The organism is Citrobacter sp. RHBSTW-00986 (assembly GCF_013783065.1).
Classification (GTDB): Bacteria; Pseudomonadota; Gammaproteobacteria; order Enterobacterales; family Enterobacteriaceae; genus Citrobacter; species Citrobacter braakii.
Genome location: NZ_CP056200.1, coordinates 1,329,302 through 1,354,493, shown reverse-complemented (window position 1 = coordinate 1,354,493; position 25,192 = coordinate 1,329,302). Strand labels below are relative to the sequence as shown.

General features: G+C 50.3%; 31 protein-coding genes. 3 read left to right on the top strand and 28 right to left on the bottom strand.

The window, feature by feature from the left end:
* Positions 1–62 precede the first annotated feature (62 nt).
* Positions 63–1,613, top strand: a complete 1,551-nt coding sequence (gene mltF / locus HV345_RS06730) for a membrane-bound lytic murein transglycosylase MltF (RefSeq protein WP_016154040.1) — start codon at positions 63–65, stop codon at positions 1,611–1,613.
* Positions 1,614–1,661: 48 nt separating this feature from the next.
* Here mltF and tadA read toward each other — a convergent pair whose 3' ends face one another.
* From tadA to murQ, 4 genes are read right to left on the bottom strand one after another with little or no spacing between them, the layout of a single operon-like run.
* The gene (tadA, locus tag HV345_RS06725) at positions 1,662–2,159 is read right to left on the bottom strand and encodes a tRNA adenosine(34) deaminase TadA (protein ID WP_019077403.1); all 498 of its coding nucleotides are present in this window, start codon (positions 2,157–2,159) and stop codon (positions 1,662–1,664) included.
* Positions 2,160–2,216: 57 nt separating this feature from the next.
* The gene (yfhb, locus tag HV345_RS06720) at positions 2,217–2,852 is read right to left on the bottom strand and encodes a phosphatidylglycerophosphatase C (RefSeq protein WP_016157167.1); all 636 of its coding nucleotides are present in this window, start codon (positions 2,850–2,852) and stop codon (positions 2,217–2,219) included.
* A 3-nt stretch (positions 2,853–2,855) separates the two neighbouring features.
* A complete protein-coding gene (locus tag HV345_RS06715; protein WP_181636409.1) occupies positions 2,856–4,220 on the bottom strand; it encodes a PTS transporter subunit EIIC in 1,365 nt (454 codons plus the stop codon).
* Between the two features lie 9 nt (positions 4,221–4,229).
* Complete coding sequence (gene murQ, locus HV345_RS06710) at positions 4,230–5,123, bottom strand: N-acetylmuramic acid 6-phosphate etherase (RefSeq protein WP_019077406.1); 894 nt, start codon at positions 5,121–5,123, stop codon at positions 4,230–4,232.
* A 117-nt stretch (positions 5,124–5,240) separates the two neighbouring features.
* Between murQ and HV345_RS06705 the strand changes: the two genes are divergently transcribed.
* Positions 5,241–6,089, top strand: coding sequence for a MurR/RpiR family transcriptional regulator (locus HV345_RS06705; RefSeq protein ID WP_016154045.1), 849 nt, complete (start codon positions 5,241–5,243; stop codon positions 6,087–6,089).
* Positions 6,090–6,301: 212 nt separating this feature from the next.
* On the opposite strand, the gene HV345_RS06700 is transcribed toward HV345_RS06705, so the two are convergent.
* Positions 6,302–6,859 carry a recombinase family protein gene (locus HV345_RS06700; protein ID WP_180208601.1) on the bottom strand — a complete coding sequence of 186 codons (558 nt, stop codon included), beginning with the start codon at positions 6,857–6,859 and terminating at the stop codon, positions 6,302–6,304.
* 457 nt (positions 6,860–7,316) lie between these two features.
* Between HV345_RS06700 and HV345_RS06695 the strand changes: the two genes are divergently transcribed.
* On the top strand, positions 7,317–7,730 hold the full coding sequence (locus tag HV345_RS06695) for a tail fiber assembly protein (RefSeq protein WP_181636254.1): 414 nt from the start codon (positions 7,317–7,319) through the stop codon (positions 7,728–7,730).
* Here the strand turns inward: HV345_RS06695 and HV345_RS06690 are convergent.
* The 23 genes from HV345_RS06690 to gpW form a co-directional block, all read right to left on the bottom strand.
* Positions 7,702–8,121, bottom strand: a complete 420-nt coding sequence (locus HV345_RS06690; RefSeq protein WP_181636255.1) for a tail fiber assembly protein — start codon at positions 8,119–8,121, stop codon at positions 7,702–7,704. The two genes, HV345_RS06695 and HV345_RS06690, sit on opposite strands and share 29 nt — an antisense overlap.
* Positions 8,121–8,798 carry a hypothetical protein gene (locus HV345_RS26375; protein WP_255467600.1) on the bottom strand — a complete coding sequence of 226 codons (678 nt, stop codon included), beginning with the start codon at positions 8,796–8,798 and terminating at the stop codon, positions 8,121–8,123. Before HV345_RS26375 ends, HV345_RS06690 begins: the two co-directional genes overlap by 1 nt.
* 46 nt (positions 8,799–8,844) lie before the next feature.
* Positions 8,845–9,438 carry a YmfQ family protein gene (locus HV345_RS06680; RefSeq protein WP_181636408.1) on the bottom strand — a complete coding sequence of 198 codons (594 nt, stop codon included), beginning with the start codon at positions 9,436–9,438 and terminating at the stop codon, positions 8,845–8,847.
* Positions 9,435–10,577 carry a baseplate J/gp47 family protein gene (locus HV345_RS06675; RefSeq protein WP_181636407.1) on the bottom strand — a complete coding sequence of 381 codons (1,143 nt, stop codon included), beginning with the start codon at positions 10,575–10,577 and terminating at the stop codon, positions 9,435–9,437. The genes HV345_RS06680 and HV345_RS06675 overlap by 4 nt, the downstream gene beginning before the upstream one ends.
* 1 nt (position 10,578) lies before the next feature.
* Entirely contained in the window at positions 10,579–11,016 is a 438-nt protein-coding gene (locus tag HV345_RS06670) for a phage GP46 family protein (protein WP_096757359.1), read from the bottom strand.
* Entirely contained in the window at positions 11,013–11,597 is a 585-nt protein-coding gene (locus HV345_RS06665) for a phage baseplate assembly protein (protein ID WP_181636406.1), read from the bottom strand. Before HV345_RS06665 ends, HV345_RS06670 begins: the two co-directional genes overlap by 4 nt.
* Positions 11,594–12,679: a phage baseplate assembly protein gene (locus tag HV345_RS06660; protein WP_181636405.1), complete on the bottom strand. Its 1,086-nt coding sequence runs from the start codon at positions 12,677–12,679 to the stop codon at positions 11,594–11,596. The genes HV345_RS06665 and HV345_RS06660 overlap by 4 nt, the downstream gene beginning before the upstream one ends.
* Positions 12,676–14,076 carry a DNA circularization protein gene (locus HV345_RS06655; RefSeq protein ID WP_181636404.1) on the bottom strand — a complete coding sequence of 467 codons (1,401 nt, stop codon included), beginning with the start codon at positions 14,074–14,076 and terminating at the stop codon, positions 12,676–12,678. Before HV345_RS06655 ends, HV345_RS06660 begins: the two co-directional genes overlap by 4 nt.
* Before the next feature lie 57 nt (positions 14,077–14,133).
* Entirely contained in the window at positions 14,134–14,631 is a 498-nt protein-coding gene (locus HV345_RS06650; RefSeq protein WP_181636403.1) for a hypothetical protein, read from the bottom strand.
* 61 nt (positions 14,632–14,692) lie between these two features.
* The gene (locus HV345_RS06645; protein ID WP_181636402.1) at positions 14,693–16,498 is read right to left on the bottom strand and encodes a lytic transglycosylase domain-containing protein; all 1,806 of its coding nucleotides are present in this window, start codon (positions 16,496–16,498) and stop codon (positions 14,693–14,695) included.
* 141 nt (positions 16,499–16,639) lie between these two features.
* A complete protein-coding gene (locus HV345_RS06640) occupies positions 16,640–16,918 on the bottom strand; it encodes a phage tail assembly protein (protein ID WP_096757364.1) in 279 nt (92 codons plus the stop codon).
* A 1-nt stretch (position 16,919) separates the two neighbouring features.
* Positions 16,920–17,291, bottom strand: a complete 372-nt coding sequence (locus HV345_RS06635) for a phage tail tube protein (protein ID WP_181636401.1) — start codon at positions 17,289–17,291, stop codon at positions 16,920–16,922.
* 3 nt (positions 17,292–17,294) lie between these two features.
* Complete coding sequence (locus tag HV345_RS06630) at positions 17,295–18,797, bottom strand: phage tail sheath subtilisin-like domain-containing protein (protein ID WP_096757365.1); 1,503 nt, start codon at positions 18,795–18,797, stop codon at positions 17,295–17,297.
* Positions 18,794–18,985 carry a DUF2635 domain-containing protein gene (locus HV345_RS06625; protein WP_096756309.1) on the bottom strand — a complete coding sequence of 64 codons (192 nt, stop codon included), beginning with the start codon at positions 18,983–18,985 and terminating at the stop codon, positions 18,794–18,796. Before HV345_RS06625 ends, HV345_RS06630 begins: the two co-directional genes overlap by 4 nt.
* A 3-nt stretch (positions 18,986–18,988) precedes the next feature.
* On the bottom strand, positions 18,989–19,534 hold the full coding sequence (locus HV345_RS06620; RefSeq protein ID WP_096757367.1) for an ATP-binding protein: 546 nt from the start codon (positions 19,532–19,534) through the stop codon (positions 18,989–18,991).
* Complete coding sequence (locus HV345_RS06615) at positions 19,531–19,890, bottom strand: hypothetical protein (protein WP_096757368.1); 360 nt, start codon at positions 19,888–19,890, stop codon at positions 19,531–19,533. Before HV345_RS06615 ends, HV345_RS06620 begins: the two co-directional genes overlap by 4 nt.
* A gap of 4 nt (positions 19,891–19,894) precedes the next feature.
* Positions 19,895–20,272 (bottom strand): hypothetical protein, encoded by a 378-nt coding sequence (locus HV345_RS06610; RefSeq protein WP_096757369.1) that lies wholly within the window; start codon positions 20,270–20,272, stop codon positions 19,895–19,897.
* Position 20,273: 1 nt separating this feature from the next.
* Positions 20,274–21,323 carry a major capsid protein gene (locus HV345_RS06605; RefSeq protein WP_096757370.1) on the bottom strand — a complete coding sequence of 350 codons (1,050 nt, stop codon included), beginning with the start codon at positions 21,321–21,323 and terminating at the stop codon, positions 20,274–20,276.
* Positions 21,324–21,427: 104 nt separating this feature from the next.
* Positions 21,428–21,826: a head decoration protein gene (locus HV345_RS06600; protein WP_181636400.1), complete on the bottom strand. Its 399-nt coding sequence runs from the start codon at positions 21,824–21,826 to the stop codon at positions 21,428–21,430.
* Positions 21,826–22,416 carry a hypothetical protein gene (locus tag HV345_RS06595; RefSeq protein WP_096757372.1) on the bottom strand — a complete coding sequence of 197 codons (591 nt, stop codon included), beginning with the start codon at positions 22,414–22,416 and terminating at the stop codon, positions 21,826–21,828. The genes HV345_RS06600 and HV345_RS06595 overlap by 1 nt, the downstream gene beginning before the upstream one ends.
* A gap of 1 nt (position 22,417) precedes the next feature.
* A complete protein-coding gene (locus tag HV345_RS06590) occupies positions 22,418–23,287 on the bottom strand; it encodes a S49 family peptidase (RefSeq protein WP_096757373.1) in 870 nt (289 codons plus the stop codon).
* Complete coding sequence (locus HV345_RS06585) at positions 23,284–24,921, bottom strand: phage portal protein (RefSeq protein WP_096757374.1); 1,638 nt, start codon at positions 24,919–24,921, stop codon at positions 23,284–23,286. Before HV345_RS06585 ends, HV345_RS06590 begins: the two co-directional genes overlap by 4 nt.
* Positions 24,921–25,184, bottom strand: a complete 264-nt coding sequence (gene gpW / locus HV345_RS06580) for a gpW family head-tail joining protein (protein WP_096757375.1) — start codon at positions 25,182–25,184, stop codon at positions 24,921–24,923. Before gpW ends, HV345_RS06585 begins: the two co-directional genes overlap by 1 nt.
* Between the last annotated feature and the right edge of the window lie 8 nt (positions 25,185–25,192).

The window sequence follows — 25,192 nt, the reverse complement described above, 5'->3', positions numbered from 1 at the left end:
CTTCACTTCTTAATCATCACCACAGCAGGCAGAGACAACGTACGGTTCAGAGAATTAACTAATTGAAAAAATTAAAGATTAATTATCTGTTCATCGGCATATTAACGCTGTTGTTGGCAGCGGCCCTCTGGCCATCTATTCCCTGGTTCGGTAAAGCCGAAAATCGTATCGCCGCCATTCAGTCGCGGGGAGAACTGCGCGTCAGTACCCTCGACTCGCCATTAACTTACGCGACCCTCAACGGCAAGAAATTCGGCCTGGATTATGAACTGACTCAGGCGTTCGCCAACTACCTGGGCGTGAAGTTAAAAGTCACCGTGCGCCAGAACATCAGCCAGCTCTTTGACGACCTGGATAACGGCCATGCCGATCTGTTAGCCGCAGGCCTGGTATATAACAGCGAGCGGGTGAAAAATTACCAGCCCGGCCCAACCTACTATTCGGTTTCACAACAGTTGGTGTATCGGGTTGGGCAATACCGCCCGCGTACTCTTGCCACCGTGAACGAAAATCAACTGACCATCGCCCCGGGACACGTGGTGGTTAACGATCTCCAGTTGCTTAAAGAGAATAAATTTCCCGATCTGAGCTGGAAGGTGGATGACAAAAAAGGCACAACTGAACTGCTTGATGATGTTATCGCCGGGAAGCTGGATTACACCATTGCCGATTCCGTCGCCATCAGCTTATACCAACGCGTACATCCTGAGCTGGCCGTAGCGCTGGACGTATCTGACGAACAGCCGGTGACCTGGTTTAGTCGCCTGGACGATGACAACACGCTGTCTGCCGCCCTGTTGGATTTTTTTAACACCATGAATGAAGACGGCTCTCTGGCGCGACTAGAAGAAAAGTATCTCGGACATGGCGATGATTTTGACTATGTTGATACCCGCACCTTTTTACGCGCCGTAGACAGCGTATTGCCGGACCTTAAGCCGCTGTTTGAGAAATATGCGCAGGAGATAGACTGGCGACTGCTCGCCGCAATCTCTTATCAGGAGTCGCACTGGGACGCGCAGGCCACTTCCCCGACCGGCGTACGCGGGTTGATGATGCTGACCAAAAATACCGCTCAAAGTCTCGGACTTACCGACCGTACCGATGCCGAACAAAGCATCAGCGGCGGCGCACGGTATTTGCAGGATATGATGAGTAAAGTGCCCGATACCGTCCCCGAAGGGGAACGCATCTGGTTTGCGCTCGCAGCCTACAACATGGGTTATGCGCACATGCTGGATGCACGGGCGCTGACCGTGAAAACCAAAGGCAATCCGAACAGCTGGTCCGACGTAAAACAGCGTCTGCCACTGCTCAGCCAAAAGCCGTATTACAACAAGCTGACCTATGGTTATGCGCGAGGCCACGAAGCCTACGCTTATGTAGAAAATATCCGTAAGTACCAGATTAGCCTGGTGGGGTATCTGCAGGAGAAAGAAAAACGGGCGCTTGAAACGCAGCAATTGGCGCAGGATTACCCGGCGGTGACGCCGGCAGAGCTAATAGGTAAAGATGAATTGCCGCTTTCGGCATTTTTGTCTCAGACGTCGTCAAATTACCTGTCGCACTCCCCTTCCCTGCTGTTTTCACCGCAGAAAAAAGAGGGCAAGTAGCCCCGTAGGACTGATAAGCGCAGCGTCATCAGGCAATCAGACCGGCATTTACAAATTGGCGTTTTTTTTCAGCGCTTTGATTTCCTGACGACGCATGCGGAAGAAATCACTGAGCAACGTGGCGCATTCATCCCGTAGCACCCCTTCGGTCACCTCCACCCGATGATTCATTCCAGGGTGATGCAGTACATCCATTAATGACCCGGCTGCCCCCGTTTTCGCATCGCGCGCGCCAAAAACGACCTGGCCGATACGGCTGTGCACCATCGCGCCTGCGCACATCACGCACGGCTCCAGAGTGACATACAGCGTGGTATCCAACAGACGGTAGTTTTGCAGCACCAGGCCGCCCTGACGCAGCGCCATAATTTCAGCGTGGGCAGTCGGATCATGGTGACCAATCGGACGGTTCCAGCCTTCGCCAATCACGCGGTTGTTATGTACCAATACCGCGCCCACCGGGACTTCACGCTCATCCCAGGCGCGCTTAGCCAGCGTTAAAGCATGACGCATCCAGTATTCGTGGCTAAATTCAACTTCAGACAAAGGGGGTAACTCCAGTAATCAAAGCGGGCGCATTATACACAGACGCTATCGTTTACTCTATTCGAGTTGTTGCAGCTCTCCGCGCGGCGTGACGCGCCAGCGATGCTGGCAAAAAGAGAGCAGAGGATTGTCCTGATTACTGTCGCTGTAGCCACTGTAAAGCTGAAGCGGCGCACCAATGTGGCGTTCCAGTTGCGTCACTTTCTCATGGCCCAGACAGCGCAGAGGCAGCACCCACCCGCCGAATCCCCGCGCCATTTTACTGGCGATCAGATTGACACGCGGTAGCCACGGCGTGTCGAAGTACACCTGCTCGACCAGCGACTGCGGGGAACCAGTAATAAGCCAGATTTCGGCGTCAGAGCTTAACAGGTAGGTTGTCAGCCGCTGCTGCACGAGCGGAAAGGCCGTCACGTTACTGCGAAACCAGCGCACAAAGTCAGCCTGATGCCCTTTCAGACGCGCCTCGCTACGACCAAAAGTGCATCCCCACAACAGCAGGCTCATTGGCCAGCGGGCGGCGCGCCCTTGTATCAGCAGCGCCAGCGCAATCACCGGTAGCAGAGGCAGCACAAGCAACGCGTTCAGCGGCTGGCGACGCAGCAGATAACGTATAAAGCTACCGAACATATCCTGCTGATGTAACGTGCCATCCAAATCAAAAAAAACAACGCGGCGCTGGTGATTGGTCAAACCTTATTCCTCTGGATCGTTGAACCCCAATAGCCAGGTAAACAGGAACCCGGCGATAACTGCTACCAGATAGCCTAACAGATAGAACATCACTTTTCCGGCAACAATCGTCAGTGCCAGCGGCAAACCGGAGATGCCAAAGGTGATAACCGTCGCCACCTTCCAGTAGCTAATCAGCGCCCCGCCTACCGCTCCGCCAAGGCAGGCACCGATAAACGGTTTACCCAACGGCAGCGTGACGCCAAAAATAAGCGGCTCGCCAATGCCCAGCAGCCCGACCGGCAGCGCTCCTTTGATCACTTTCTTTAGCCGCGCATTGCGGGTTTTCATCAACACCGCTATCGCAGCCCCTACTTGTCCAACGCCTGCCATCGCCAGGATAGGAAAGAGCGCGTTATAACCGTGTGCCTGTACCAGCTCAACGTGGATGGGCACCAACCCTTGATGAAGTCCGGTGAGCACCAATGGCAGGAAAGTTCCCGCAAGTATGGCACCAACCAGGAACCCGCCGCGGTCGATAGCCCAGGATGCGCCGTGAGCGATAGATTCAGAAATCCAGCCTCCAAGTGGTTGCAGCGCCACAATCGCGATGGCCCCGGTAATGATGGTGGTCAGCAGCGGGTTAAGGATAAGCTCCAGCGATTCCGGCAACAGCTCGCGGAATTTGCGCTCGATCCAACACATCAGCGCAACCACCAGCAGCACTGCGATCACCCCGCCGCGCCCCGGCTGCAACGCTTCGCCAAACAGGGTAATCTGCGCCAGCTGCGGACTGGAGAGGATCCCCGCCATCACCCCGCCCATCGCCAGAGAGCCGCCGAAGACTTTGGCGGTATTCACCCCAACCAGAATATTCATGATGGCAAACACGGCGCTGCCAAATATGCCCATCAGCCCCAGCATATTCGGATAATGGGTCGCAAAATCCCCCACGATATCCGGTCGCTTAAGGATGTTTATAATGCCGGTGATCAAACCGGAGGCGATAAACGCAGGAATAAGAGGGATAAAGACGTTCGCCAGCTTGCGCAGCGCATCGCTCATTGGCGCTTTGTACTTCGCTTTGGCCTCTGATTTGGTGCGCTCGATATTATTCACATCTGCACGCTCGCCGCCACCGGCAATCAGGGTGCGCATGGCATCCACCACCTTGGCAGCTTTACCGGGGCCGACGATTATCTGATGCTGCGCGCCCTGCTTCACGTAACCGCTAACACCGGGCAGTTGCCTGAGACGGGGAATATCAATCTGACCGTCATCCTGAACTTCCACCCTGACGCGGGTCATACAGTTTTCCAGGCGCAGAATATTTTGCTCTCCGCCTACGCCCAGCAGAATGTCGCTGGCCAGCACCGCCGTCTTATCCATATACACCTCTTAGTGTTCTAACGCCGCGCGTAAAAAACCCTGGTGAGCGGCAAGCTTTTCGCGGGCGGTAGCGGCATCCAGGCCGGTGAGCGCCATTAAAATCGCTGGCTTAACGTCAAAATCAGTCTGCTTTAACAGCGCTTGCGCCTGTTCACGCGCAATGCCGGTGGCTTCAACCACCATACGGCACGCTCGATCGACCAGTTTGACGTTGGTTGCCTGCATATCCACCATCAGGTTCTGGTACACCTTGCCAAATTTCACCATCGCACCGGTGGAGATCATATTGAGCACCAATTTTTGCGCGGTGCCGGATTTCAGCCGTGTTGACCCGGTCAACGCCTCCGGCCCCACCACCGGGGAGATCGCAATATCCGCTTCATGCGCGACAGGAGAATCCGGATTGCAGGAAATAGCCGCCGTCGTACAACCCACCGAACGCGCATATTTCAGCCCGCCAATCACATACGGCGTGCGACCTGAAGCCGCCAGACCAACCACCAGATCCTGTGCGGTAAGGTTGAGTGCGCGCAGATCGTCCTCGCCTAACTGCGGGTTATCTTCCGCGCCTTCTACCGCCTTGAGCAGCGCGCCCGGCCCCCCGGCAATCAGCCCAACCACCAGACCATGCGGTACACCGAAGGTCGGTGGGCACTCAGACGCGTCCAGCACTCCAAGACGTCCGCTGGTACCTGCGCCCATGTAAATAATGCGTCCACCGGCTTTTAACGCGTTGGCTGCCGCATCGACCGCGCACGCAACTTGAGGCAGAGTTGCTTTTACTGCTTCCGCTACCAGCGTATCCTGTTGATTAAATCGATGAACCAACTCCAACGTTGAGAGCGCATCCAGATCCATGGTCTGTGGATTGCGGGTTTCTGAAACTAATGCACCGAGATTCATTTTTTGTTCCTTAGGAATTTTTAATTCATAATAATCTGTCATAATGGAATATTATATTCATCCAGGCGAGTGAAATTTTGTTTTGCAATCGCCATCACGTTTTCGCCAGGAGACAGCATGAACTGTTTAATTCGCATTCGTCAGCGTTACCCGGACCTCGCGCAAAGCGATAAAAAACTTGCGGATTATCTTCTTGCTCAGCCGGATACCGCGCGTCATCTCAGCTCACAGCAGCTGGCCTTTGAAGCAGGCGTCAGCCAGTCCAGCGTGGTGAAGTTCGCGCAAAAGATGGGCTTTAAAGGGTTTCCGGCGCTGAAACTGGCGATTAGCGAAGCGTTGGCCAGCAATCCCAACCCTCATTCCATTCCGGTGCATAATCAGATTCGCGGTGACGACCCCATGCGTATGGTGGGCGAAAAGCTGATTAAAGAGAACGTGGCGGCGATGCATGCGACGCTGGACGTCAACAGCGAAGAGAAACTGATAGAGAGCGTCACGATGCTGCGCTCAGCCCGGCGCATTATCCTGACCGGGATTGGCGCATCGGGTCTGGTAGCGCAGAATTTTGCCTGGAAACTGCTAAAGATTGGGTTTAACGCGGTGGTTGAACGCGATATGCACGCCCTGCTGGCGGCGGTGCAGGCGCTTTCACCTAACGATCTGCTGCTGGCCATTTCGTATACCGGAGAACGCCGCGAACTCAACCTGGCTGCGGATGAAACGTTGCGCGCCGGAGCCAAAATTCTCGCCATCACCGGATTTACCCCTAACGCCCTGCAACAGCGCGCAACTCATTGTCTGTACACGATTGCAGAAGAACAGGCCACGCGTAGCGCAGCGATTTCCTCTACCCATGCGCAAATGATGCTCACTGATTTACTGTTTATGGCGCTGGTGCAGCAAGATCTGGAGCATGCTCCGGAACGCATTCGCCACAGCGAAGCACTGGTAAAAAAACTGGTCTGAGCAAAGAATGCGCGTATAATGCCCGCCCGATTTGTGATGTTTTGAGAGTTTCCTGATGGCCCTGTTAATCACTAAAAAGTGTATCAATTGCGATATGTGGAACAACATACATAAACATCAATAATTTCAATAAAATAAAATCATGTGTTACTGATTGCGTTGCTGAGTTTTGTGAGGAAAAAATTTTCAACAAAAGCCCAGCAACACAAATTTTAAAGAGATTCAGCTACAGGGAACTTCTTGTACAGCGTTGATATCCCTATTCCGTACACACCGGAAATATATTGGCGGCTTGCACCAGCTGCGATTAGCCTCCCCATTTCTTCCCATTCTTCATTAGTAAATTTCGGCCGCCTCCCACCCACACGACCTTTTGCTCTAGCTACGGCCAAGCCAGCTAAGGTACGTTCACTATTAAGGTCGGATTCATACTGTGCTGCGGATAAAATATTTCTGAAATTGTAACGTCCGCTAGCCGTGCGAAGATCGACGCCGTCAGTGATGCTGCGGAAGTTAACCCCGCTTTCTTGCAGGTGTTGAAACATCAGCAGCGCGTGTAAAACGTTACGCCCAATCCTGTCCAGCTTCCATACCACCAACTCATCCCCTGCCTGCATAGCAGCGATTAACCGCTTCAGTACAGGGCGGTTCGATTTTCTCCCGCTGGCATGCTCTTCGACGATGTGATCACACCCAGCCGCTTCGAGAGCAAGTCGCTGAAGTTCGGTGTCCTGATGGTTTGTTGATACTCGGGCATAGCCGTAAATCATGGGTATTTCTCCTGTTATGAAAACAGGAGAAACGGCGAGAGATCGCCAGATGCTTGAGGGTTTTAAAAAAGGTTGGTTTGGGAACAGCGGCAAAACGGAATGTTGATGCAGGGCTAATTAATGGCATTCCGGACATGGCCAGCTTTCGGGCTACTGTGCTACCCAACGGGGTTTTTAAGATAGATGTTATCGGTGTCGGGGGAGGCAAACAGAAACTGGTATTTCAGTGGGGCATAACTGCTACTGCTCCGGGCAGTAATGCTGCATATAACGTCAATGAAGCGTTTCCAAATGAAATTTTGTGGGCCAGTGGCGGCCGGGGCGCTCCAGGCTCAAATGCCGGAATGGGGGTGAGCCCGGAGGGCACTCAACAAATAAGAATACAGAACTATGCACCAGGTGGTGTACCGGAGAACTGTTTTTGGTGGGCAATTGGCTGCTAATAAGGTGAACTAAAATGAAATATAAATATTTTGAAGGGCTGTTTTATCCTGAAGATGGCAGCTATGAGTCAATACCTACTGGCGCGATAGACGTATCAGAGGATGAGTACAGAAAAGCAATGGGCCGCGCACCCGGCTCCACATTTTCAGTCGATGACTCCGGAATTGTTTCTGTCATTCCTGTGCCAGAACCGACGAGAGAACAATATATTGCTCAGGCTGAGGCGCATAAACAATTCTTGCTGGAGGAGTCCAGGCAGAAGATTACCGTCTGGCAAACCAAGCTACTGATGGGGCGTAAGCTAACGGATGATGAATCCGCCAGCCTTAACGCCTGGATGGACTATATCGATGCGGTGACAGCAATAGATACCAGCGCCGCACCCGGTATCGAATGGCCTACACCTCCGGGGGAACAGGCCAGTTAATCTCTGGCGCGCTGGAGGTATCCACCGCCTCCAGTTTTTTAACATAAGCTCGCCACTCAATGAGTTTTGCCTTGTCTACATCACTAATGGTGCCAAGCAGCAGGTCAGTCTGCCATCCCCGGGTAACTTCTGATGCTTCAGCGAGAAGCTGGGATTTTTGTTGCTCAGCCGCTGCAATTGCCGAGGCTTTAATTTCTTCTGCCGTTGGTGGTGGAATCTCTTCCCAGGACGGGAGGCCATCATCACCGGCAACCCGACGCTTTCCATCCAGAGGCGTAACACAAAACTCTTCAAAAACAGATTTCTCAACAGAAACCACATCAGCAGGTGCTGACGTGCTATCAGCGAACCAGAATGCGTTCTGTTCTGAGCTATAAACGAAAGTGTGCATCAGATAGTCCCCACCACAACCCAGTTAAAGTTAGTAGACTGAGCGACAAATTTACCGTCACTGCCACGATATGAAGATGATTTAGCGAGAAATGAAGACGCTGTGGAAACTTGTGCACCATATACCGTGAAGAAGTCATACACCCCTCCATTCCCCGCCCAGTTTCCCGATAGCCCTTCAATCACCACAGGGACATACGCTGACATTGCGACGGGAAGAGAGACAATGGCACCGCCATTTGCATCGGTATTGCTGTTCCCCCATTGGATACACATCCTGTTCGGGAATCGGTAAATATTGACCCCACCGGATACAGAGAAGACGAAAGAAGACATATCAGGTATCTGGTTTTCCCCGGTCCCCACATCCCGTTTTGCCGCTTCTCCCAATTGAAGGTTTGAGAGAGCCGCAGCTACCGCTGCTGGTCCATCAGCTTTAATGTCTGCAAATGGGTTCGCACGACTGAGGAGCTGTTTCTTTAATGCTGTAAGCACCTGGGTCATATCATCAGGAGAAAGGATCATTCCTGCTGACTCTACGATGTTAGCCAACTCTTCCTGCATGGCATTGAAAGCAGCGGCTCGGAGTCGTGTTGCTGCAATGCCACCAGCAACGCTACCGTCTGTATATTTACCGTCTGCTGTTGCAGATGGCTCAACTTGCCCGATTCTGAGCATGATTAATCCTCACTGGTAAGTGATAATAATTAAGGTAAATAATTGATTATGAATAACTGAAAATAAGATTCAGATGGGAGGGTGCGATCTTATTAATTGCGCATTCAAGCTGTTTGTTCCCCCACGAAGCTAATGGGTCACCACAATACGAAGCACCAGATAACGCATACTTAACAGTTGTTTCCGGAGCATTAATTCTCCACGTAAAGGGCCATTCATCGCCATTCAACGCATCACCACATGCAGACATCCCACTCATTGCAGGCCGAAACTGTGTAATCGTGATGGTGTAACCTAATGCAGCGGCGACATGAATATAATAATCTCGGTTTAGGCCGCCAGTGCTTATTAATTTAGAGACAACTGAGCGTTGCCTGTCACTGATGCCACCAATTTCCCCAATAGAGCAGTCATTCGGTAAACCGAGAGTACTTTCCCATTCTGATAGCATGACAGTTGCAGTCACAGGAAAAGCACCAGTGATTAGGTTCACAGCATCATTATCAGAACGCTGAAAAGAATTACCCAATGCACGTAAAACTGCAGCCTGTACAGTCTTGCTTGTTCTCGGCCATGCTCTACCCGTCGGCAATAACGCACCGATCGCAGTAGCGTAATCATTTTGGGAATACAGGCTCATACAAATTTCACCTCACCCAGGACTGGAATCTCACCAATTTTAAAAGTAATGTTTGATGATGGGCTGTTAAGGATATACCCCTTAGTTCCGTCTACATTACTGATACTTTTATTAATATCAGACAAATCAATTTTCCCTGAACCATCAGGATTCGACTCATCAAAAAACAGAGATTTTAATGCCTCTTTAATATTACTGACTACTGTACTATCTGCATCCTTAATACCTGCAATTTCAAAATTAATGGTTTTCCTGATTGGTGAACAAACAAAAATAATCGCAGTGTCTGTCTGAAGTGGATAGATATGATCGGCTACAGTTAGCTGATCACCAGATGCCTTCACTGCCCCCCACTCCTCAAGTTGTGATATCCCATCAGTTCCGACAGGGAAACCGTCATTAAGATTTCCATCGCACATGATGTAAACACCGACCGTCCCAGCACCATTAAGCCTGCGTTTTACCCAGGCTCGCGTAACTCCAGAAACCTCCAGCGCCCATTTTTTATAATCGGTATCACTTCCCCCCTGTGGAGGTTCTTGCCATGAGAGCAGGCCACGACTTCGAAAAGCCTCTTCATTCTCGATATCAGCGCCACCTGTAGCAGCTTCTATCAGCGTTAATTGAGCCTCAACTCCTGCGATGTTTACATCAAGCGTGAGTACCGTTCCTGCATCTGCATTGCCATTAGCGCCCCCACCGGTAACATCATCCGTGACATCAGGCAAAACAGCGGTGATTCCTCCATGCCCTTCCCCGGTATCTTGAATTTTGATTTCCGAGGTTACAGTGTACTGATAGCCATCCCCCCTGTTTAAAATCGTTCCGGCGGGAATAATGCGGTTTCCGGCCCCGACCGCTTTCACATCTTTTGATTTAGCGGCACTGGCAGGTTTCCTGTAGACGCGTTTTAAGGCCATCCATCCAGCCAGGTATTCACCAGTTGCCGTGAACGGGTTGGACTGCAGCGCCATATAATCAAGGTAGCCGTAATGCAGGTGGGCCATCCCCGCATCCATATCGGCAACAACCTTTAGGTTGGCAAAACGGAGAAGCGCACCAACGTTTTTTAGTTCGGCCTGAAGAAAATTACGGTTTTCATCTCGTAACTCAGTCAGAGTCTTTCGTTTAAAGGGCATTTTAAAGTTTCTCCCATATCCAGTAGAATCTGCTTTCCTGCCAGTTTTGCCCCGGAGATAAATACCGGATAGTGAGGTTCAAGCGATTTGGCATAACGATTTGAGCAACAGGGACAACGTCATTTACAACACCGTCGTCTTTCAACCATTTAAGGGCTTCCAGCGCGTAGGTTTCAGCTTTGATTGCCACATTAGTCGTTAGCTTTTCCCTCCGTAACAACCAAAGCCGTGAACCAAGCTGCTGATCTTCACCTGTATCACCCCACCAGCCACGACGATCGCTATCTTCATAGTTATCATCAGAACGCGCCAGCCGATCGGTAAAAAGACTGATTAGAATTACCGTTTGAAGGTCATTATCGGTAGATAGCATCCCTGCGCCTTCCTGCCAGTCGGCAATCATTTCGTCCACGTTCCAGAAGGAGGAAAAATCACTCATTTAACCTGCTCCTCTGTTTTCTCACTGGTAGCGTCGTCGTTACCCTTCTGAACATTTTTAACTACATGGTCATGATCATTGTGAGCATCACGGAGCTCTTTGAGCGTTCGGGTATTGCTCTCACAGTTGTCTATAATGTCTCCGGTACACTTTAAAACCGGAGTATTTGCCAGTATTCCCTCACTGGCATTTATAGTTACTTTCGTGGCGTTATTTACTTCCACGTCTTTCCCCTTAGCATCAATAAAGACACCCTTTTCAGTGAGCAACACTTCCATCGCCCATTTGTTATAGATGGCTGTTTCCCCTTCATTCAGCCCAGTTCGTCTATACCCCTGATGATTTGATGCAATGATTACTGGGCTTGAACGATCACCGCCGATGAAGGCAATAACAACATCAGTACCTACCGGAAGCCCGGAGGAAAAACCGAAGTCAGCCATCCGAGGCGCACTGGCAACCTCCAATGGAGTCTGATATTGAGCTTGTTGAATTTCCCCACTGTCTTTCTGAGATGTGATCCGCCCAATCCCCAGCATCCCAGCAATTCGCACTGCTGCTTTTTTCAAATTCTGGTTCATGTATTTAGTCCTGGAATCTGCTGATAAAAGGCATAAGGCTGGATGGCGAAAGCTTCCGGCGGCATCAGCGTTAGACGCGCATGTGTGCCGTTGTCGTCTCGCATATAAGTGACTTCAGCAATGAGTAATTCAGTATCAGGAAGTTGCAGTGTTGGAAGGTCAACCGGGATCAGAGTATTGGGCTCCCAAAGTTTCCCATCCTTGTCCCGCCAGGAGTCGATGGTTACAGATAATTGTTTTGAGCGGCCATATCGACGATTCATTTCCCAATCTATTGCACGCTGTGCCTGATGCGAGGCCATCAACGTACTTTCGATAATAGAAATATGCTTTCTATAACGCATTTTGGCAGCTTCAGGGTCCCTTGCCGTCGCCAGCGTTACCGCGTCATATGCTGTATCAGGTGAAAATCCGGCTATCGGTGATATTCCCATAGACACGCCAACATAGTCCGAGAACCGATCCGCCATTGACCTACGATAGTATGCCTGTTCAACATTTACGCCTTCTGCAATACCGCTTGCGGCCCGTCGTGTACCAACACGAGTCAGAAGCAAATTTCCATCAGGCTGGTCGTAATAGAGCAATGCTGACCAACGGGCCACCCTTTCAATAATTTCCTGTGGTGATTCACCCCAGTTAATTGTGAATTGAGGTACCTTAATCAAGTCATCGACATCAGTCGAAACCTGAATGTCATAGTACGATGCCAGGCGCTGAGCAATTTCAAGCGCATTACTGGCATTAATAACGTTATTGGGCCACTCCGCAGAACAATCCACAAGGTCCTGACATTTACTGCGCCCCGTGGCTCTTACTTCATGCCGAGAGCGTGATATCGCTGGTTCCCAGTCATCAACATAACCGGTAACAGTCAGATCATCGCCAATAGTGACGCTGCAAGACATGCCCTCTTCAACCAACTGCTTATTGTCGCTGCCGGGATAATAATCCATCAGACCCAGATCGAAATCAGAAGGGAAACGCTCTATTCCTCTTGTTACACGAACAGAATCCCAGCCCTCAATGATTTTGCCGCCAACCGTAAGTGAAACGACATCCTGATCATTGTCTTTACTCATTGTCTAAGCACCTTCATCGTAAGCGGCATAAATGCCGGATGCGGAACAAGCGCCTCCTGAATTAATTCATCGGCACGAGAAGCATCCTGATATAAGCGATTTGCAAGGGTTAGTGCGGGTATAGCCTGAGTCATTGTCACCAGCATCAGATCACTTAATCCCGACGAACGTTCCATCATCGTAGAAATAAAAGCGGTTCTGATGCTTAGCAGAGCATTATATAATTCATCATCTGCACGATCACCAACGACTACCAATGCTTCATCCAACTGCTGAGAAACACGCTGCGCTAAACGTTCCGCCTCATCACGGCTAGTTGGGTTTGCTTCAGCGGCTGAGCTGGTCATTGCTCCAGTACACAACACAATAATCAACGTATTGATGGTCGCTGAAATCGCTTTACTGCTATCAGATAGTTGATATGCAGTATTCGTGGAATTGGCGAGTTTCTCCAGTGCTGAAATCCTGTCATTCACACTACCGGCACTGTTCAGAATGGAATTAACCACATCAGCAATCCCCTGAACAAAGTCATCAGATGTAGACGAGTTATTCAGTTCATCAACAGAATCCGTAATGTTTTTACGGTCCATCACTGACTGCGCGGCAACCAAATCAGTTAATACCTGATCATCATCCACATCAGCGGTTGATGATGATCCACTGACAGCGGAAGAACTCCCACCTATTGAACCTTTGCTGTACCGCCCGTATTTAGTATTGCCAAAAGTAGATTTCAGAACGTTACTGACGTTAGTCACTTCACTAACAGTACTGTCAACCATTGAGGTCCAAAATGTGACTGTCCCCCTAATGGTATTGATTGCCTGAGTTACTCCGCGAATTTCACCTTTTATCCTGGCAAGCGTACTGGCCACAGCAGTAGTCACCATTTTCAGATAATTAGTTTTCACAGTGTCGCCAGCTACTGATCCATCAGTGATGGCAAAAACCTTAGCACCTGACTCAATTACCATTAAGGTGAATTCAAATACCCGCCCACTTTCCATCGAGCCGGTAATGCGAAGACCGTTCTCAGGAATAGATACGGTTAATTCACCATGGATGGGATGAACCAGGGTACCACTTCCCTTTTCTTCACAAGCCGCTATCAGCGATTGCCGCTGAGTGATCGCATCACCACCGCCATAAACCAGACTATTTTGAATCAGAAAACCACGGATAACGAATCGCCGTGTACCTCGTCCAAGGTCTTCAATCCATGCGGTGTCACGATACGGATATTCGTGAACAGCCTGTCGGCGGCCATGACTGCCTTCTTCATTCACTACCGCAAATGGAACCCCGCGAAATGAGCTTGGTTGCAACTGACTTTGCCAGTCATCACTTGCACCACCTCCCATTAAAGAGGTAATTGCATTCTGAATAATTGGCATCAGACCTCCAAAATAAAAAACCGCCAGATCGGCGGTTTATGTTTTAACTTATTTATGTCACATTGCTAAATTTAGCTCCGATAGCTTTTTCTTCATCGACTCAATGTCTGACGCTGGGAATGAAATAAATTTAGTATCGGAAAGATAAATTTCTACTTGTGCACCAGAAAATACTAATCCATTCAAATATTTTTTCCCCTCTTGAGTTTTTGGCTGGATTATCCCGCTGTTCTGCCCAAGACAAACGGATATCATTTTTACATATTTTCCGGCGATTTTCGCAGGGGAAATATCTCTTATTTGAGGATTATTATATTCATGTGTCGCATAACACGAGGACTCAGCATCGGTGTTTGGTCGAAAATCAAGAATTGACACCTGACCAGTTGACGCGTTCGTAACAGCGAGAACAAAGTCTAAATCACCCCTATCTCTACTATCCTGCTTCAGTGTCGGTATCCCATTGGGATACATCCACTTGGCTAAACCCTGTGATTGAGCAACAAAAGGGATCATTAAAAGAGATAGAGACAAGTAGACTGTGATTTTTTTCATAGAAATATCCAAGCGCTGTGTTGAATTAATATCTTACAATCATACCTTATACCATCATCTTTTAATAAGACATGGGTAACGTTATCCGCCCTCCATCCTGGGTGCTGAACTCCTTCCGCCCCCCTTTACCGTCCACCATAGTAATTTCAAGCTTCATTTTTTGCTCTTCCATTGCACTTTTAAATGAGCGGGCAAGGTTATCTGTTTGAGCCTGACTTTGCTCACCACTCGGCTGAACGGGCTGGATAATGCCTGTTCCGGCCGGACGCTCATTAACGGGGATGGTAGGAAAAATGCTATTGCTCTGGGTTTCATTATTGAGGATTTGTTGGTAGTGCCCAAGAACAGCACCAGGATAAGCTCGGTTCTGCGGTCCCCAGCGTCTTTTATCATAACCCCCGTTGTAATAACGGAGCGCCAGCGGAATATCACCACCTGAATTTTTCAGATTCTCGGACATAATTTTTGCCCCGGCCATAATATTCTGACGCGGGTCAGTCCAGTCAGTAACCCCAGTAGAACTAAAATTGGACGGCATAATTTGCATCAATCCTTTCGCACCCGCACTACTGATCGCCTGAGGATGTCCACCAGATTCCTGAGTCATGATGGCTTTCAGCAGGCGGGGATCTACGCCGTACTGCATACCAGCTTCATTTAGTAAGTCATCATACTGACCATTCTGGCGGTAAGGAACATATTTGCTCCCGGCAGCCCGTTGGCTAGTTACTGCCGCCAAGTCAGCCTGGAGTTGAGTAGCACTATCCGTCGCCCCGTAATTGGCATCGTAACGTTTGCTGACAGCATCAGTATAAAAACCTGCATCTACTGCCCCGCGCTCGCGCTGTGTCAGGTTGTTGTAAAGTTCCTTATCCCCCTGAATGCGCCGGAGCTTTTTTGCATTATCGCTACTGACAAATCCCAGTGCATGCGACAGGCCAGTGAAATCACCGTTGGTGAAAAGATCGGTTACCCCCTCCAAACCGTCTTTTACTGACCCATCAGAGAGTAAGGCTGTCAGTGATTTATTTTTCGAACGCTGCCATAACCCATCCCATGAAGCACTGAGTTCGTTCATAGTACCGTTAATGTCACCGAGCTCTTTGTTAAGTTCAGGATCAATTGTTAGCCCAAACTCATCAGATTTAGCCAGTAGCGTTTTCATGCGCTCACCTTCACGCATTAACGCCAACATTTCTGGCGTCAGCCCAAGAGCATCGGCTACGGACTTTTGTTGCTCAGGCCGCAACGAAGGGAAGACACGAGCAATCTCCTGTAATGTTTTTAGCGTATCAACAGAACCATCATTATTTTTCTGTATCTCAACACCGATCTGTGCGAGCGCACCAAGTACCTGCCCATTCGCTCCACTGGCGGCTTCTTTCAGCGTTTTCGCCATACCATCGATAGAAGCATTGGCACTTTCACTATCAGCGCCAAGGATGCGCATCGCTCCAGCAAGTCGGGAATAATCGTCTACACGCATACCAGCATTCTTTGATGAAACGTCCAGGTTATACGCTTCCCTGGACGCTTCGCGAAAACCGTAGGCGACCTGTTTAAGCCCGTACCCTGCAGCACCAGCAATACCGAGTGAACCCAACTTACCAGATAGCTCCCCAACCATTTTCAAGGGAGGAACCATATCCCCGATAAGCTGCACGTTGTCCCTGGCCGTTTTAGACAGATTTTCAAAACGTGAAATGAAGCCATTCAGCCCATCAACTGTTTCCTGCCCACCTAACTGAAGCCCTTCTTTCGTTCTATCGAGTTTAGGTTCAAGCCCACGGATAGCTTCATTGATACGGTCAATAACATCACTGACCTGATCATTAGCCACCAGCTCAAAATCAAAGACATTACTCATCGTCTTCAGGTTTCCTGAGTTTGTTGATCCGGGATGCCTGGGCTATCCACCATTTCAATCGGGCGCGGGTCATTCCCCACGCCCTATCTTCTGTCCATCGAAAGTAAAACGTGACGTCAGCGGCTGCTTCTTGCCAGGCTGTTAGGGCTTCCAGGTCAAAAAACTGAGTAAATAATCCTCGCACTTGCGAAAATCAATGAAGTCCATTGGTGCCAGTACGCTTTCACGCGTATCGGTGACAAGGGAAATTAACAAACGCATTGCCGCGAGTGATGAGGTCGACGCCTGCTTTTCATAAAACTGTTCGGCCTGGCTGAGAGTCGGAGCTTTAAGTTCAAGCTCCGGATAGGTAATTTTTTTCGTCGTATCCTCAAGAGGTTTAATGAGAGGGATAATTTTTACACGTTCTAATTCAGCCATATCAGTTCTCCGTTACTTCCCGGCCTTCCCAGCGAACACCAAAAACTGCATCTTCGCTTTCCACTTCCTGAACGTTTACCGTCCAGAGCCCTTCACCAATAATCGTTTTACCATTTGCCAGTTCGGCAACGATGTTGACATTGGTTTGCTCGCCAAAACCCTGGACGTTAGTCCCGCCGCTATCACGTAAGCGGGCTGAAATGTAAGGTGCTACAGGCTTTTCTTTGTACCCATGAACGCCATCCATCCCAGATAAGGTAGTGCGGTTTACCTTAGACACCTGATATTTAAAGGAGCCTTCCACCATCACCGTCACACCGTTAACGGTGACGTACGCGGTCCCCGCCAGGCGGTTAGAAGTATCACCTGCCATCGTTTAAGCTCCTGTTGATTCAGCACGAGTGCGGAACTGGTTGAGTAACGCGAAAACACGTAGCTGGTTAATGAGAGTTCCCGGCCACAACACATCAACGCGGTTAGGGTTTTTGGCGTTCTGCTCAACAATAATGTTTTTAGCAAATGCCTCTTTGTCTTGTGCATACCCGTTCCACACCAGCTTTCCGTATTCGGCGATCTGATCAGCTTTGATAATGTTCGGGGTAACAATCGCAGCACCAGGAGCAAAGCGAGTACCATCAGCAGCCAGCTTCATCCGCCCAAACTTGCTGGTTACTGCTGTTCGAAGGTAACGAGTGACAAACATCAGGCTGAAAAGTGTTTCAACTTCCAGATAACTATCATCCGCATCGCCGTATGCATTTTTTTGATAAGTGGTGATCAGGTTTTCAATACGAACCATACCGTCATCATCAACCGTGAAAGTAGAAATGCCGCTGTACAGCAGATTGTTACGCTCTGTCAGTTCAAAACGGTCCTGAAGTGCTGGAGCCAGCACACCCAAAATAGCCAGGGATTGAACAGGACGCCCCGGATCATTACGCAAGCTGACAGCCGCAGCGCCTGTATATCCGGAAGACCATAACCAGGTTGGTGATGGTGATTTGTTCACGCCCATCAGGGTTTCGTGCTGGTTGTTACGCACCTCTCCTTTTGTGCCTAATTGAGCATAGGTCCCGGCGGTAGTACCGAAAGAATGCCCATAGAGTTGTTTATCCCATGCCCAGCGACCACTGATATCGGATAAGAAGGCTTTCATCGCATCCAGAGAACTGGTGTCATCATATGGGTTCACGATGAAGTCAAAAGTACGGTCCTGAAGGTTTGCCAGCGCCCCGGTAAGATCGGGGGCTCCTGCGCCGTCGTGCATAGCAGTAATGGTCAGTTCCAGACCTGCTGGTGTGCGTTCATCACCGGGAAGACCGAGATAATTCAGGCGAATATCAATACCATTGCCAACCAGACCGTGGTTTTTAGCCGTCAGTGTGATGGTGTCAGTTGCCGCGCTGGCTGTCACCGGGAGGATATTTTTAGTATTAATTGCAGCGGCCAGAGCCGTAGCAATTGAAGCAACAGTGTCCGTTGCCACAACGGTAAGCTGAATCCGCTCACCAGCGATGTACAGTGAAATAACACCGGTTGCCGTTGGTGCGCTGGTGACCTTAATCGAACCCGTTGCAACAGTCATCGAGTCAGGGTCTTCTTCCAGTGGCAAAATCCAGACTTCCGCTGCTGTATCGTTTTTCTGATACGCCGTCATCATGGCGTGAAGGATACTGCCTTTCCCGGCAAGCTCACCGACTGTATCAGGAGAGGAAACGCGTTCAGGAATACCAGCTGTTGCTGAGCCTGAAGCCAGCATCCCACCGATAAGTAGGGTACGCTGCGTTGCTGTGGCGTTATTCGCCATTGAGTTATCAAACTCAACGAAAAATAGCCCGACCCGCAGATTATCGGGAACACGAGCGAATGGAACAGTCATTCAGTATCTCCCTCATTTTTTTGTGAATCGCCTTTTGCAGCGGCTTTCGGCTTCGCCACAACCACATCACCATCACTCAGGCGGCGACGCCAGAAGGTATTATCCGGGACTTCTGCGCCCTCTTTCGGCAAAGAGGTGCCCTTAACGGGGCAGCGAACGCTGAGCCCATTATTCGGTTTTACAAACATGATTTACTCCTGAAGGTTGATACTAATCCCAGGTTGCGGGGTGCCATCTGGCATTACGATCATGATATCCATACCCTCCAGGGGAACCGTTTCAACCGGGTAGAAATCTTCCGGCCCCTGGTAATGTTCGATATCAATTTCATACAGCAGCTGGCCCATATGAGCCTCGCCGTCTGCATCAACATTGATCGTTGAGCGAACTTCGGCGTACTTTTGTATTTTCCGGGTCAGTTCATAACTGTTGATGACTGCTCGCTCTACCTGCTCACGCAAGTCTTCCAGCGCCACTTCTGCGCGCATCGCCCCATCATCATCCGTTTCACCGTCATACTCCTGCACCCGACCAGTGATACGGACAGTTGTCACGGTAGTGAAGGACGGCGTATTTCGCCCCATCGCCTTTTTATGGTCGAAAGGGGTCTGGATGAGTAAGGCGGGATATTCCACCGGAGATGTAGGCCAGTCACGCGGAGAAAAGACACGAGCAGCCGCGTCAGTGGTATTTGTCAGCGCCAGCACCACCATCTTTCGAATGTCTGAAGCATTCATCGTTGTTTCGCTACGTTAAGTACAAGTTTTGAACCGCCATGGCTATCTGGTTCAACGTTCATCACGACGAACAACTGATTCACAGGCTTTCCGCCAACGTTTTTAATAAACACACGGTCGGATACAGCAGGGAGCGCTCTGCCTAAGTTAGTGAACTCAGCATCGCGCACACCTAGAACCGGGCTCGTTGTATTTATGGCTGAATCACCGTCAAGATTTTCAGTCACGACGGAATAGCCGCGATCGAAAATACCGTTAATCAGAAAAGAGGTACCGTCTTTAGGACGGTACTCATGCTCATCGCCGAAAATGCCATGTAACGGGCTTAAGAGATGTAAATCCCAGTCCACGCCCATCAGCTTACTCCGTTGTGATTTTCACACCACGCGCAGCAGATAATGCACGCTGCCGCAGAACCTGAACATCGGCAATCACACCAGCGGCCAGCAGACGCTCAGCATCCTTACCGGAAACCGGAATGCGGGAGTTTTCCCGGTAAACCTCACCGTCATGGCGAATGCAATTCCCTTTCAACACCACAAAATAGGGTTCCTCTGCTTCCTGAATATCTTCTTCAGCGACATCCTCATCCTCTGATGGGGCACCTTGTTTATCGTCAAGCGGCTGGGACTCCTGAACGTTGCCGCCGGCATTCAGCTCGTCAACATTCAGACCATCAGCGGCAGTCCCTTCCGCATTCAGATCATCGCCCGGTGTAGTTTTGGTTGTTTTAGCCATATCAGACCACCGTCGCACAGAGGGATGCGTTAACCCGGCTCGGAATAACCAGCGGGGAGGATTGCATCAGGATAAGACGCTGGGCAGGATCTTCTTTCACCCAGGATTTTGGCGCATAGGCCAGAGGACCGTAATTAAATGCCGGGTCGAGGATGACGCCAAAGGCACGGGTACCCATCAGGTCAGCGCCAGACATAATAACAGCGCCGTCGGGGATCATCGGCTTCTCGACATTATCGAGCGGGTCAATAAACCAGTCGTTATATAACCATAGGTCAAAGTTACCCCAGCGCCCTTTATAGATAGCGCCCTTCATCACCTGTGGGCCAGCGTTAATCTGGTTACCAAACGGGCTCAGCGCCGGGAACGTGATGGCATTATCCTTGATGGTGGTATCCAGCCGGAATGCGCGCCATGACTTATTCGTGAAGACCAGATCAGTGGCGACAGAGCCGGACTCTTTCAGGAAAGTCGTCTGCCAGATTTCAACGTCATCTGATGGCTGGGTATTGGTAGCGCCAGCAGCAACAGTCAGTGGCCATTTATCCGAGCCGCTAAGAGTGATGGTCAGGTCAGAAGCACGCCCAAAATCCACCACTTTAGTTTCATAGCCTTCCCCGGTAACGGTAACTGTGCCCGACACCAGTGCGCTGGCTGCCATCCATTCCAGACGACGATTTATCATGTCGATCTGGTCAGTCATTTCAAACTGCAGATTCAGCATTTCTCTCTCGGCAGCGGTGTATTCCCCGCCAATTTTCTCACCAATCTGACGGCGGATGGGTTTACGCAGGTCCGGTGCCCGCTTGTCTTTGATGTAAGCGGGTTTAAAGGTGTTGGTCTGGTATTTACGGGATTCGACCAGCTTACCTTCCACCAGCGGGGAAACGAACGGGGCCATACGACGCAGGCCGACATCAACATCAATTGCCACCTCTTCAGTCTCATAAGTCACGACATTAGGGAAGAAGCGATCAAGCAGCCAGTTCTGACTGGTTTTCAGGTTAGGAACGACCTGTACCAGCACACTGGTATCAAAAATATTTTCCATAATCAGTCTCTTGATGGTGCCGGGCAAACCCGGCAGGAATTTGGAATGAGCGAGCCCCTGCCGGTTAAAGCAAAAAGCAGAGAAATTGTTTAAGGGGATTTAAATCAGGAAACCGGAGCCTGGTTACTGTCTTTCAGGAAAATGGCCAGCAGCCTTAGTGCAGCTTTCATCTCTGCAATCGTCCAGGATGCGTCAATAGTGACGCGGTTCTGGTTAAACTCTCCCATCAGATACAGGCCACCAGTCTGATCAGAAGACGATGCGTCAACATCATCAACCAGAATAGCCACAGGTGCCTGGCTGCCATCTTCAGCAGTTTTCACACATTGGGTGTATTTTCCGCTGGCAGACACCAGTCCCAGCACCGTGCCACGCTTAAAAGCGCCGCCGGTAATGATCCCGCTGTCAGTAACCAGCTGGAGCGTACCTGCAACCAGTTGATCTGGTACAAACAGCAAACTCTTCATACCCGGTTCAAACGGGTTCTGACCAAATTGATCCATTACTTCTCTCCTGTCGTAGAGTTATAGAGACTGGTCATTTTATCCACCAGCGCAGATTTGTTCCGGGTAGGTCGGTTACCATCTGGCCTCAGCCGAACCTGGTTATCCTGCATTCTCTGATCAAGCGAACGTTTATGGGTCGCCTGTGGCTGTTGTGCCGGGGCTGAAGAGGCCAGGACACTGATTGCAGCCGCCGAACTCATACCGGTATTAAATGCCAGCGACGCGGCCAGTGAAGGATTCGCCGCGGCGTGCTTACTGCCGAAGATACGGGCACAACGTTTACGCTCGGCGGCGCGGGCATTTTTAACCGCTTTGCTTTCTTTTCGGTTGTCGTCGCCGTCGCTGTCGTCTTCAGAATCATCGTCTTCTGATGCTTCCTGATCATCACCGTCATCTTCAGCATCGTCGTCGCGTTCGTCTTCTTCCGCGTCGTCATCACGCTCATCGTCGTCTTCAGCATCTTCGTCGCGCTCGTCTTCTTCTGCCTTACGAGCCTTCGCTTTTTTGGCTTTTTTGTCTTCATCCTCTTCAGATGCTGACTTGCCAAACCCAATCAGGTGAGCAAAATTAAAAGTTTTCTTCGTCATCTCAAGATCCTGTTACTTGAAGTAAATGTCTGAACGCAGCATCAGGAGTGCAAACCTCATCTGCTAGTCCAATTTCTACGCCATCAGCCGCCATATAACAGGCCGCCTGGGTATTTTTGATAACCTTTGCACTCATCCCCCGGTTACGGGCGACCGTGTTTACAAACAATTCCCCCATGGCGTTAATATCGTGCTGGATAGCTTCCAGAGCTTCAGCAGACAGCTCCCGATAGGGTGAACCTTCCGCCTTCCGGCTACCGAAAGTAATGATCGTGACCTTCAGACCGTCCTCTTTAATACGTTGGGTCCAGTCAAGATGCATCGTAATGACACCCACAGAGCCGACACCACCGGTACGAGGAACAGAAATTCGGTCTGCTGCGCTGGCGATGGCATAGGCCGCCGAGTAAGCGTTCTCGGTGAGGATGGCATGAATCGGCTTTTCTCCCCTGGCATTGTAGATTTCGTCCACCAGGTCAAAACACCCAGCGACTTCACCACCAGGTGAATCAATATCAAGACAGATACCATCCACCTCGGGGTCTGCCAGCGCGGTTAGAAATGCCTGGCGAATTCCGTCATAACCCGTCATGCCGCTGTATGGGCGCAAACAGCCTAATTTCTGCACCAACGTTCCGGTGATTTGGATAACGGCCACACCAGCTACGTTGTCATAACCAGGGTCACGTTTGGTTTCCCGGCCCCGGTTATCGTCATATCCGTAACTGTCCTCGTCGTTCATTGCCATGGATGATTCAACCCGAGAGATTCCGAAGCGGTCCATAACAGCGGCCATAATGACTTCGGCTTTATTCGGGTGTAAGGCCAGCGGGGTATTAAATAGCCGCTGAGCCAAATGAGGTAGATTCACTTTTCCTCCGGATCGGTAATTGTCTGACTAGCAAACTGGTCAGCCTGTGCCCAGCTAGGCAATGGAAGCCCACGTTTAAGGCAGGATTCAATTTCCCTCTGACGCTGATCGAGAACCTCCTCCCAATCTTCACCAACGTTTTCACCCACTTCAATTTCCAGAGTTGAAAGGCCAGCATCCAGACCAAGGATTGCACCTTTTTTCTCTGCCACAGGATCAACCCAGCCTCTCCCCGGCCCCATCCAGCGAGCACGTGAATATGCTGCTCTGGCATCAACGAAATCCGGTGCGCCTGCAGGCAGAGGTAAATCCTCATTGTCGTGAACTTCTTCAACAAAGGCGGTGAGAATAGGTTGAGCAAAACCTGTCGAGAAATCATCCCGGCGGCGGGTTAGTGTTTTCCAGGCTTCAAGCAACGATGAACGAGCAGAACTGTAGTTAACATCGGACCAATCCTGCGTCACCTGCTGCGGAGATAGCCCAGTACCAGATGAAAAATTGCGGAGAACCGCCGATTCAAATACTTCAAAGTTGCTGTAAGGCCGGGCCGCGTTCACTGTAGTGATTTTTTCACCAGGATAAAGAATGGGCATTCGAGCACCATTCTGAAGCGTCAGCCGACGGTCATTGTGAAACTCGACTCGTCCATCCTGATATGCGCCAATTTCAGACTCGTCATAGTTTTCGCCTAGAGCAGACTGAACCATCGCAGGGTCATATGGCGACTCAATATAAGCTGCAAAAATTGCGTTAAGAATCGCCGCTTCCAATTCACTCTGGTCATATTTGACCAGCATTTTCAGACGCTGGATCACTGGGGTCAAAATGCCATTACCGCGATGCTGAGCACCACGCTCATGGTCAAAATCATGAACTACATGCGGTCTCCCCCATGCAGTTTCGCGCGGGATGCGCTGCCAAGTCATCGTTTTAGCACCGCTCCACCAGTCCCCCATATGGGCTTCCCTGATGTGATATGCCACTGGCGCACCGTCATTATCAATTTCAACACCACCGCGAACATTCGGCATATCAAAATTCTGCTGAGGATTACTAAGGCGGTCAGGGTCAACGATCTGAACCGTGGTGGCATAACGACCTCTGCCACGACCAAGTCGATCGGTTCGATATTGGAGAATAGCCAGAGCATCGCCGTCGATAAGCTTGTGACGAAAGCCCAACCTCAGCATCTGTGATACAGTCAACTTCCGTTCTACGTCGCAATACCGCCCAGTGTCGTTACTCCATGTTCGCCAGTGTCCATCCAGTGCTTTCCCATACTCTTCCGCCCAGGATGAATCAAACGCTTTGTTTCCCGTAATCATTCTGAGAACCCGATAATCAGGCTTCATAATGGGTCGGAAATTTGCGCCGACGGCGTTGTCCAACAACCGGGTTACAGCACCGTTTGCCCAACCATCATTACGAACTAAATCGCGAGCGCGAGAAACAATGCGATCCCGGTAAATGTTGATTTCGTTGTCTGGAGACCACAGAGCAGGTTGCCAATTTGCCAACTGGTCACTGAATGAATCAGCCGCGTCATAAGGTACGCGGCTTCCGCCCACCAGCATTGATGGTCTACTTGGGCGCATAGGTTGCCCATCTGGGCCCAATATCTGTACTTTATTCATCAGAATCTAAACCTCGCTGGCTTGCGGGGACGCGAGATAATCCCCAATTGCGCCTGCAGGAGCTGGATCAGAGCCAGCAAGTCTGCCAGCGAACTTTGCTGGTAGGATACGGATCGTGTTCCGTCCCCCTGAGAATAGGAAAACGAAACACCGTGGCTTCCGGTTGCTAAGTCAATGTAAGCCTGCTGAGCTTTCGCAAGCGCATCTCTGAGCTGAGCATCAGTCATCGCGCCAGCCAGCAGACTGGTGTTCCGGTTAAACATGATTTTCC

What these genes read in the sequence shown, in the direction of transcription:
- HV345_RS06615 (WP_096757368.1), bottom strand. Translation starts at nt 19,890, where the DNA reads ATGGGCGTGGACTGGGATTTACATCTCTTAAGCCCGTTACATGGCATT.
- HV345_RS06625 (WP_096756309.1), bottom strand. Translation starts at nt 18,985, where the DNA reads ATGTTTGTAAAACCGAATAATGGGCTCAGCGTTCGCTGCCCCGTTAAG.
- HV345_RS06700 (WP_180208601.1), bottom strand. Translation starts at nt 6,859, where the DNA reads ATGATTTACGGCTATGCCCGAGTATCAACAAACCATCAGGACACCGAA.
- HV345_RS06680 (WP_181636408.1), bottom strand. Translation starts at nt 9,438, where the DNA reads ATGAGCCTGTATTCCCAAAATGATTACGCTACTGCGATCGGTGCGTTA.
- HV345_RS06665 (WP_181636406.1), bottom strand. Translation starts at nt 11,597, where the DNA reads ATGAACCAGAATTTGAAAAAAGCAGCAGTGCGAATTGCTGGGATGCTG.
- HV345_RS06610 (WP_096757369.1), bottom strand. Translation starts at nt 20,272, where the DNA reads ATGGCTAAAACAACCAAAACTACACCGGGCGATGATCTGAATGCGGAA.
- HV345_RS06705 (WP_016154045.1), top strand. Translation starts at nt 5,241, where the DNA reads ATGAACTGTTTAATTCGCATTCGTCAGCGTTACCCGGACCTCGCGCAA.
- HV345_RS06600 (WP_181636400.1), bottom strand. Translation starts at nt 21,826, where the DNA reads ATGGATCAATTTGGTCAGAACCCGTTTGAACCGGGTATGAAGAGTTTG.
- HV345_RS06675 (WP_181636407.1), bottom strand. Translation starts at nt 10,577, where the DNA reads ATGCCCTTTAAACGAAAGACTCTGACTGAGTTACGAGATGAAAACCGT.
- HV345_RS06660 (WP_181636405.1), bottom strand. Translation starts at nt 12,679, where the DNA reads ATGAGTAAAGACAATGATCAGGATGTCGTTTCACTTACGGTTGGCGGC.
- HV345_RS06585 (WP_096757374.1), bottom strand. Translation starts at nt 24,921, where the DNA reads ATGAATAAAGTACAGATATTGGGCCCAGATGGGCAACCTATGCGCCCA.
- HV345_RS06620 (WP_096757367.1), bottom strand. Translation starts at nt 19,534, where the DNA reads ATGAATGCTTCAGACATTCGAAAGATGGTGGTGCTGGCGCTGACAAAT.
- HV345_RS26375 (WP_255467600.1), bottom strand. Translation starts at nt 8,798, where the DNA reads ATGCTCAGAATCGGGCAAGTTGAGCCATCTGCAACAGCAGACGGTAAA.
- HV345_RS06605 (WP_096757370.1), bottom strand. Translation starts at nt 21,323, where the DNA reads ATGGAAAATATTTTTGATACCAGTGTGCTGGTACAGGTCGTTCCTAAC.
- HV345_RS06595 (WP_096757372.1), bottom strand. Translation starts at nt 22,416, where the DNA reads ATGACGAAGAAAACTTTTAATTTTGCTCACCTGATTGGGTTTGGCAAG.
- HV345_RS06645 (WP_181636402.1), bottom strand. Translation starts at nt 16,498, where the DNA reads ATGAGTAATGTCTTTGATTTTGAGCTGGTGGCTAATGATCAGGTCAGT.
- HV345_RS06695 (WP_181636254.1), top strand. Translation starts at nt 7,317, where the DNA reads ATGAAATATAAATATTTTGAAGGGCTGTTTTATCCTGAAGATGGCAGC.
- HV345_RS06715 (WP_181636409.1), bottom strand. Translation starts at nt 4,220, where the DNA reads ATGGATAAGACGGCGGTGCTGGCCAGCGACATTCTGCTGGGCGTAGGC.
- murQ (WP_019077406.1), bottom strand. Translation starts at nt 5,123, where the DNA reads ATGAATCTCGGTGCATTAGTTTCAGAAACCCGCAATCCACAGACCATG.
- gpW (WP_096757375.1), bottom strand. Translation starts at nt 25,184, where the DNA reads ATGTTTAACCGGAACACCAGTCTGCTGGCTGGCGCGATGACTGATGCT.
- HV345_RS06630 (WP_096757365.1), bottom strand. Translation starts at nt 18,797, where the DNA reads ATGACTGTTCCATTCGCTCGTGTTCCCGATAATCTGCGGGTCGGGCTA.
- HV345_RS06655 (WP_181636404.1), bottom strand. Translation starts at nt 14,076, where the DNA reads ATGCCAATTATTCAGAATGCAATTACCTCTTTAATGGGAGGTGGTGCA.
- HV345_RS06690 (WP_181636255.1), bottom strand. Translation starts at nt 8,121, where the DNA reads ATGCACACTTTCGTTTATAGCTCAGAACAGAACGCATTCTGGTTCGCT.
- HV345_RS06650 (WP_181636403.1), bottom strand. Translation starts at nt 14,631, where the DNA reads ATGAAAAAAATCACAGTCTACTTGTCTCTATCTCTTTTAATGATCCCT.
- HV345_RS06640 (WP_096757364.1), bottom strand. Translation starts at nt 16,918, where the DNA reads ATGGCTGAATTAGAACGTGTAAAAATTATCCCTCTCATTAAACCTCTT.
- HV345_RS06670 (WP_096757359.1), bottom strand. Translation starts at nt 11,016, where the DNA reads ATGAGTGATTTTTCCTCCTTCTGGAACGTGGACGAAATGATTGCCGAC.
- HV345_RS06635 (WP_181636401.1), bottom strand. Translation starts at nt 17,291, where the DNA reads ATGGCAGGTGATACTTCTAACCGCCTGGCGGGGACCGCGTACGTCACC.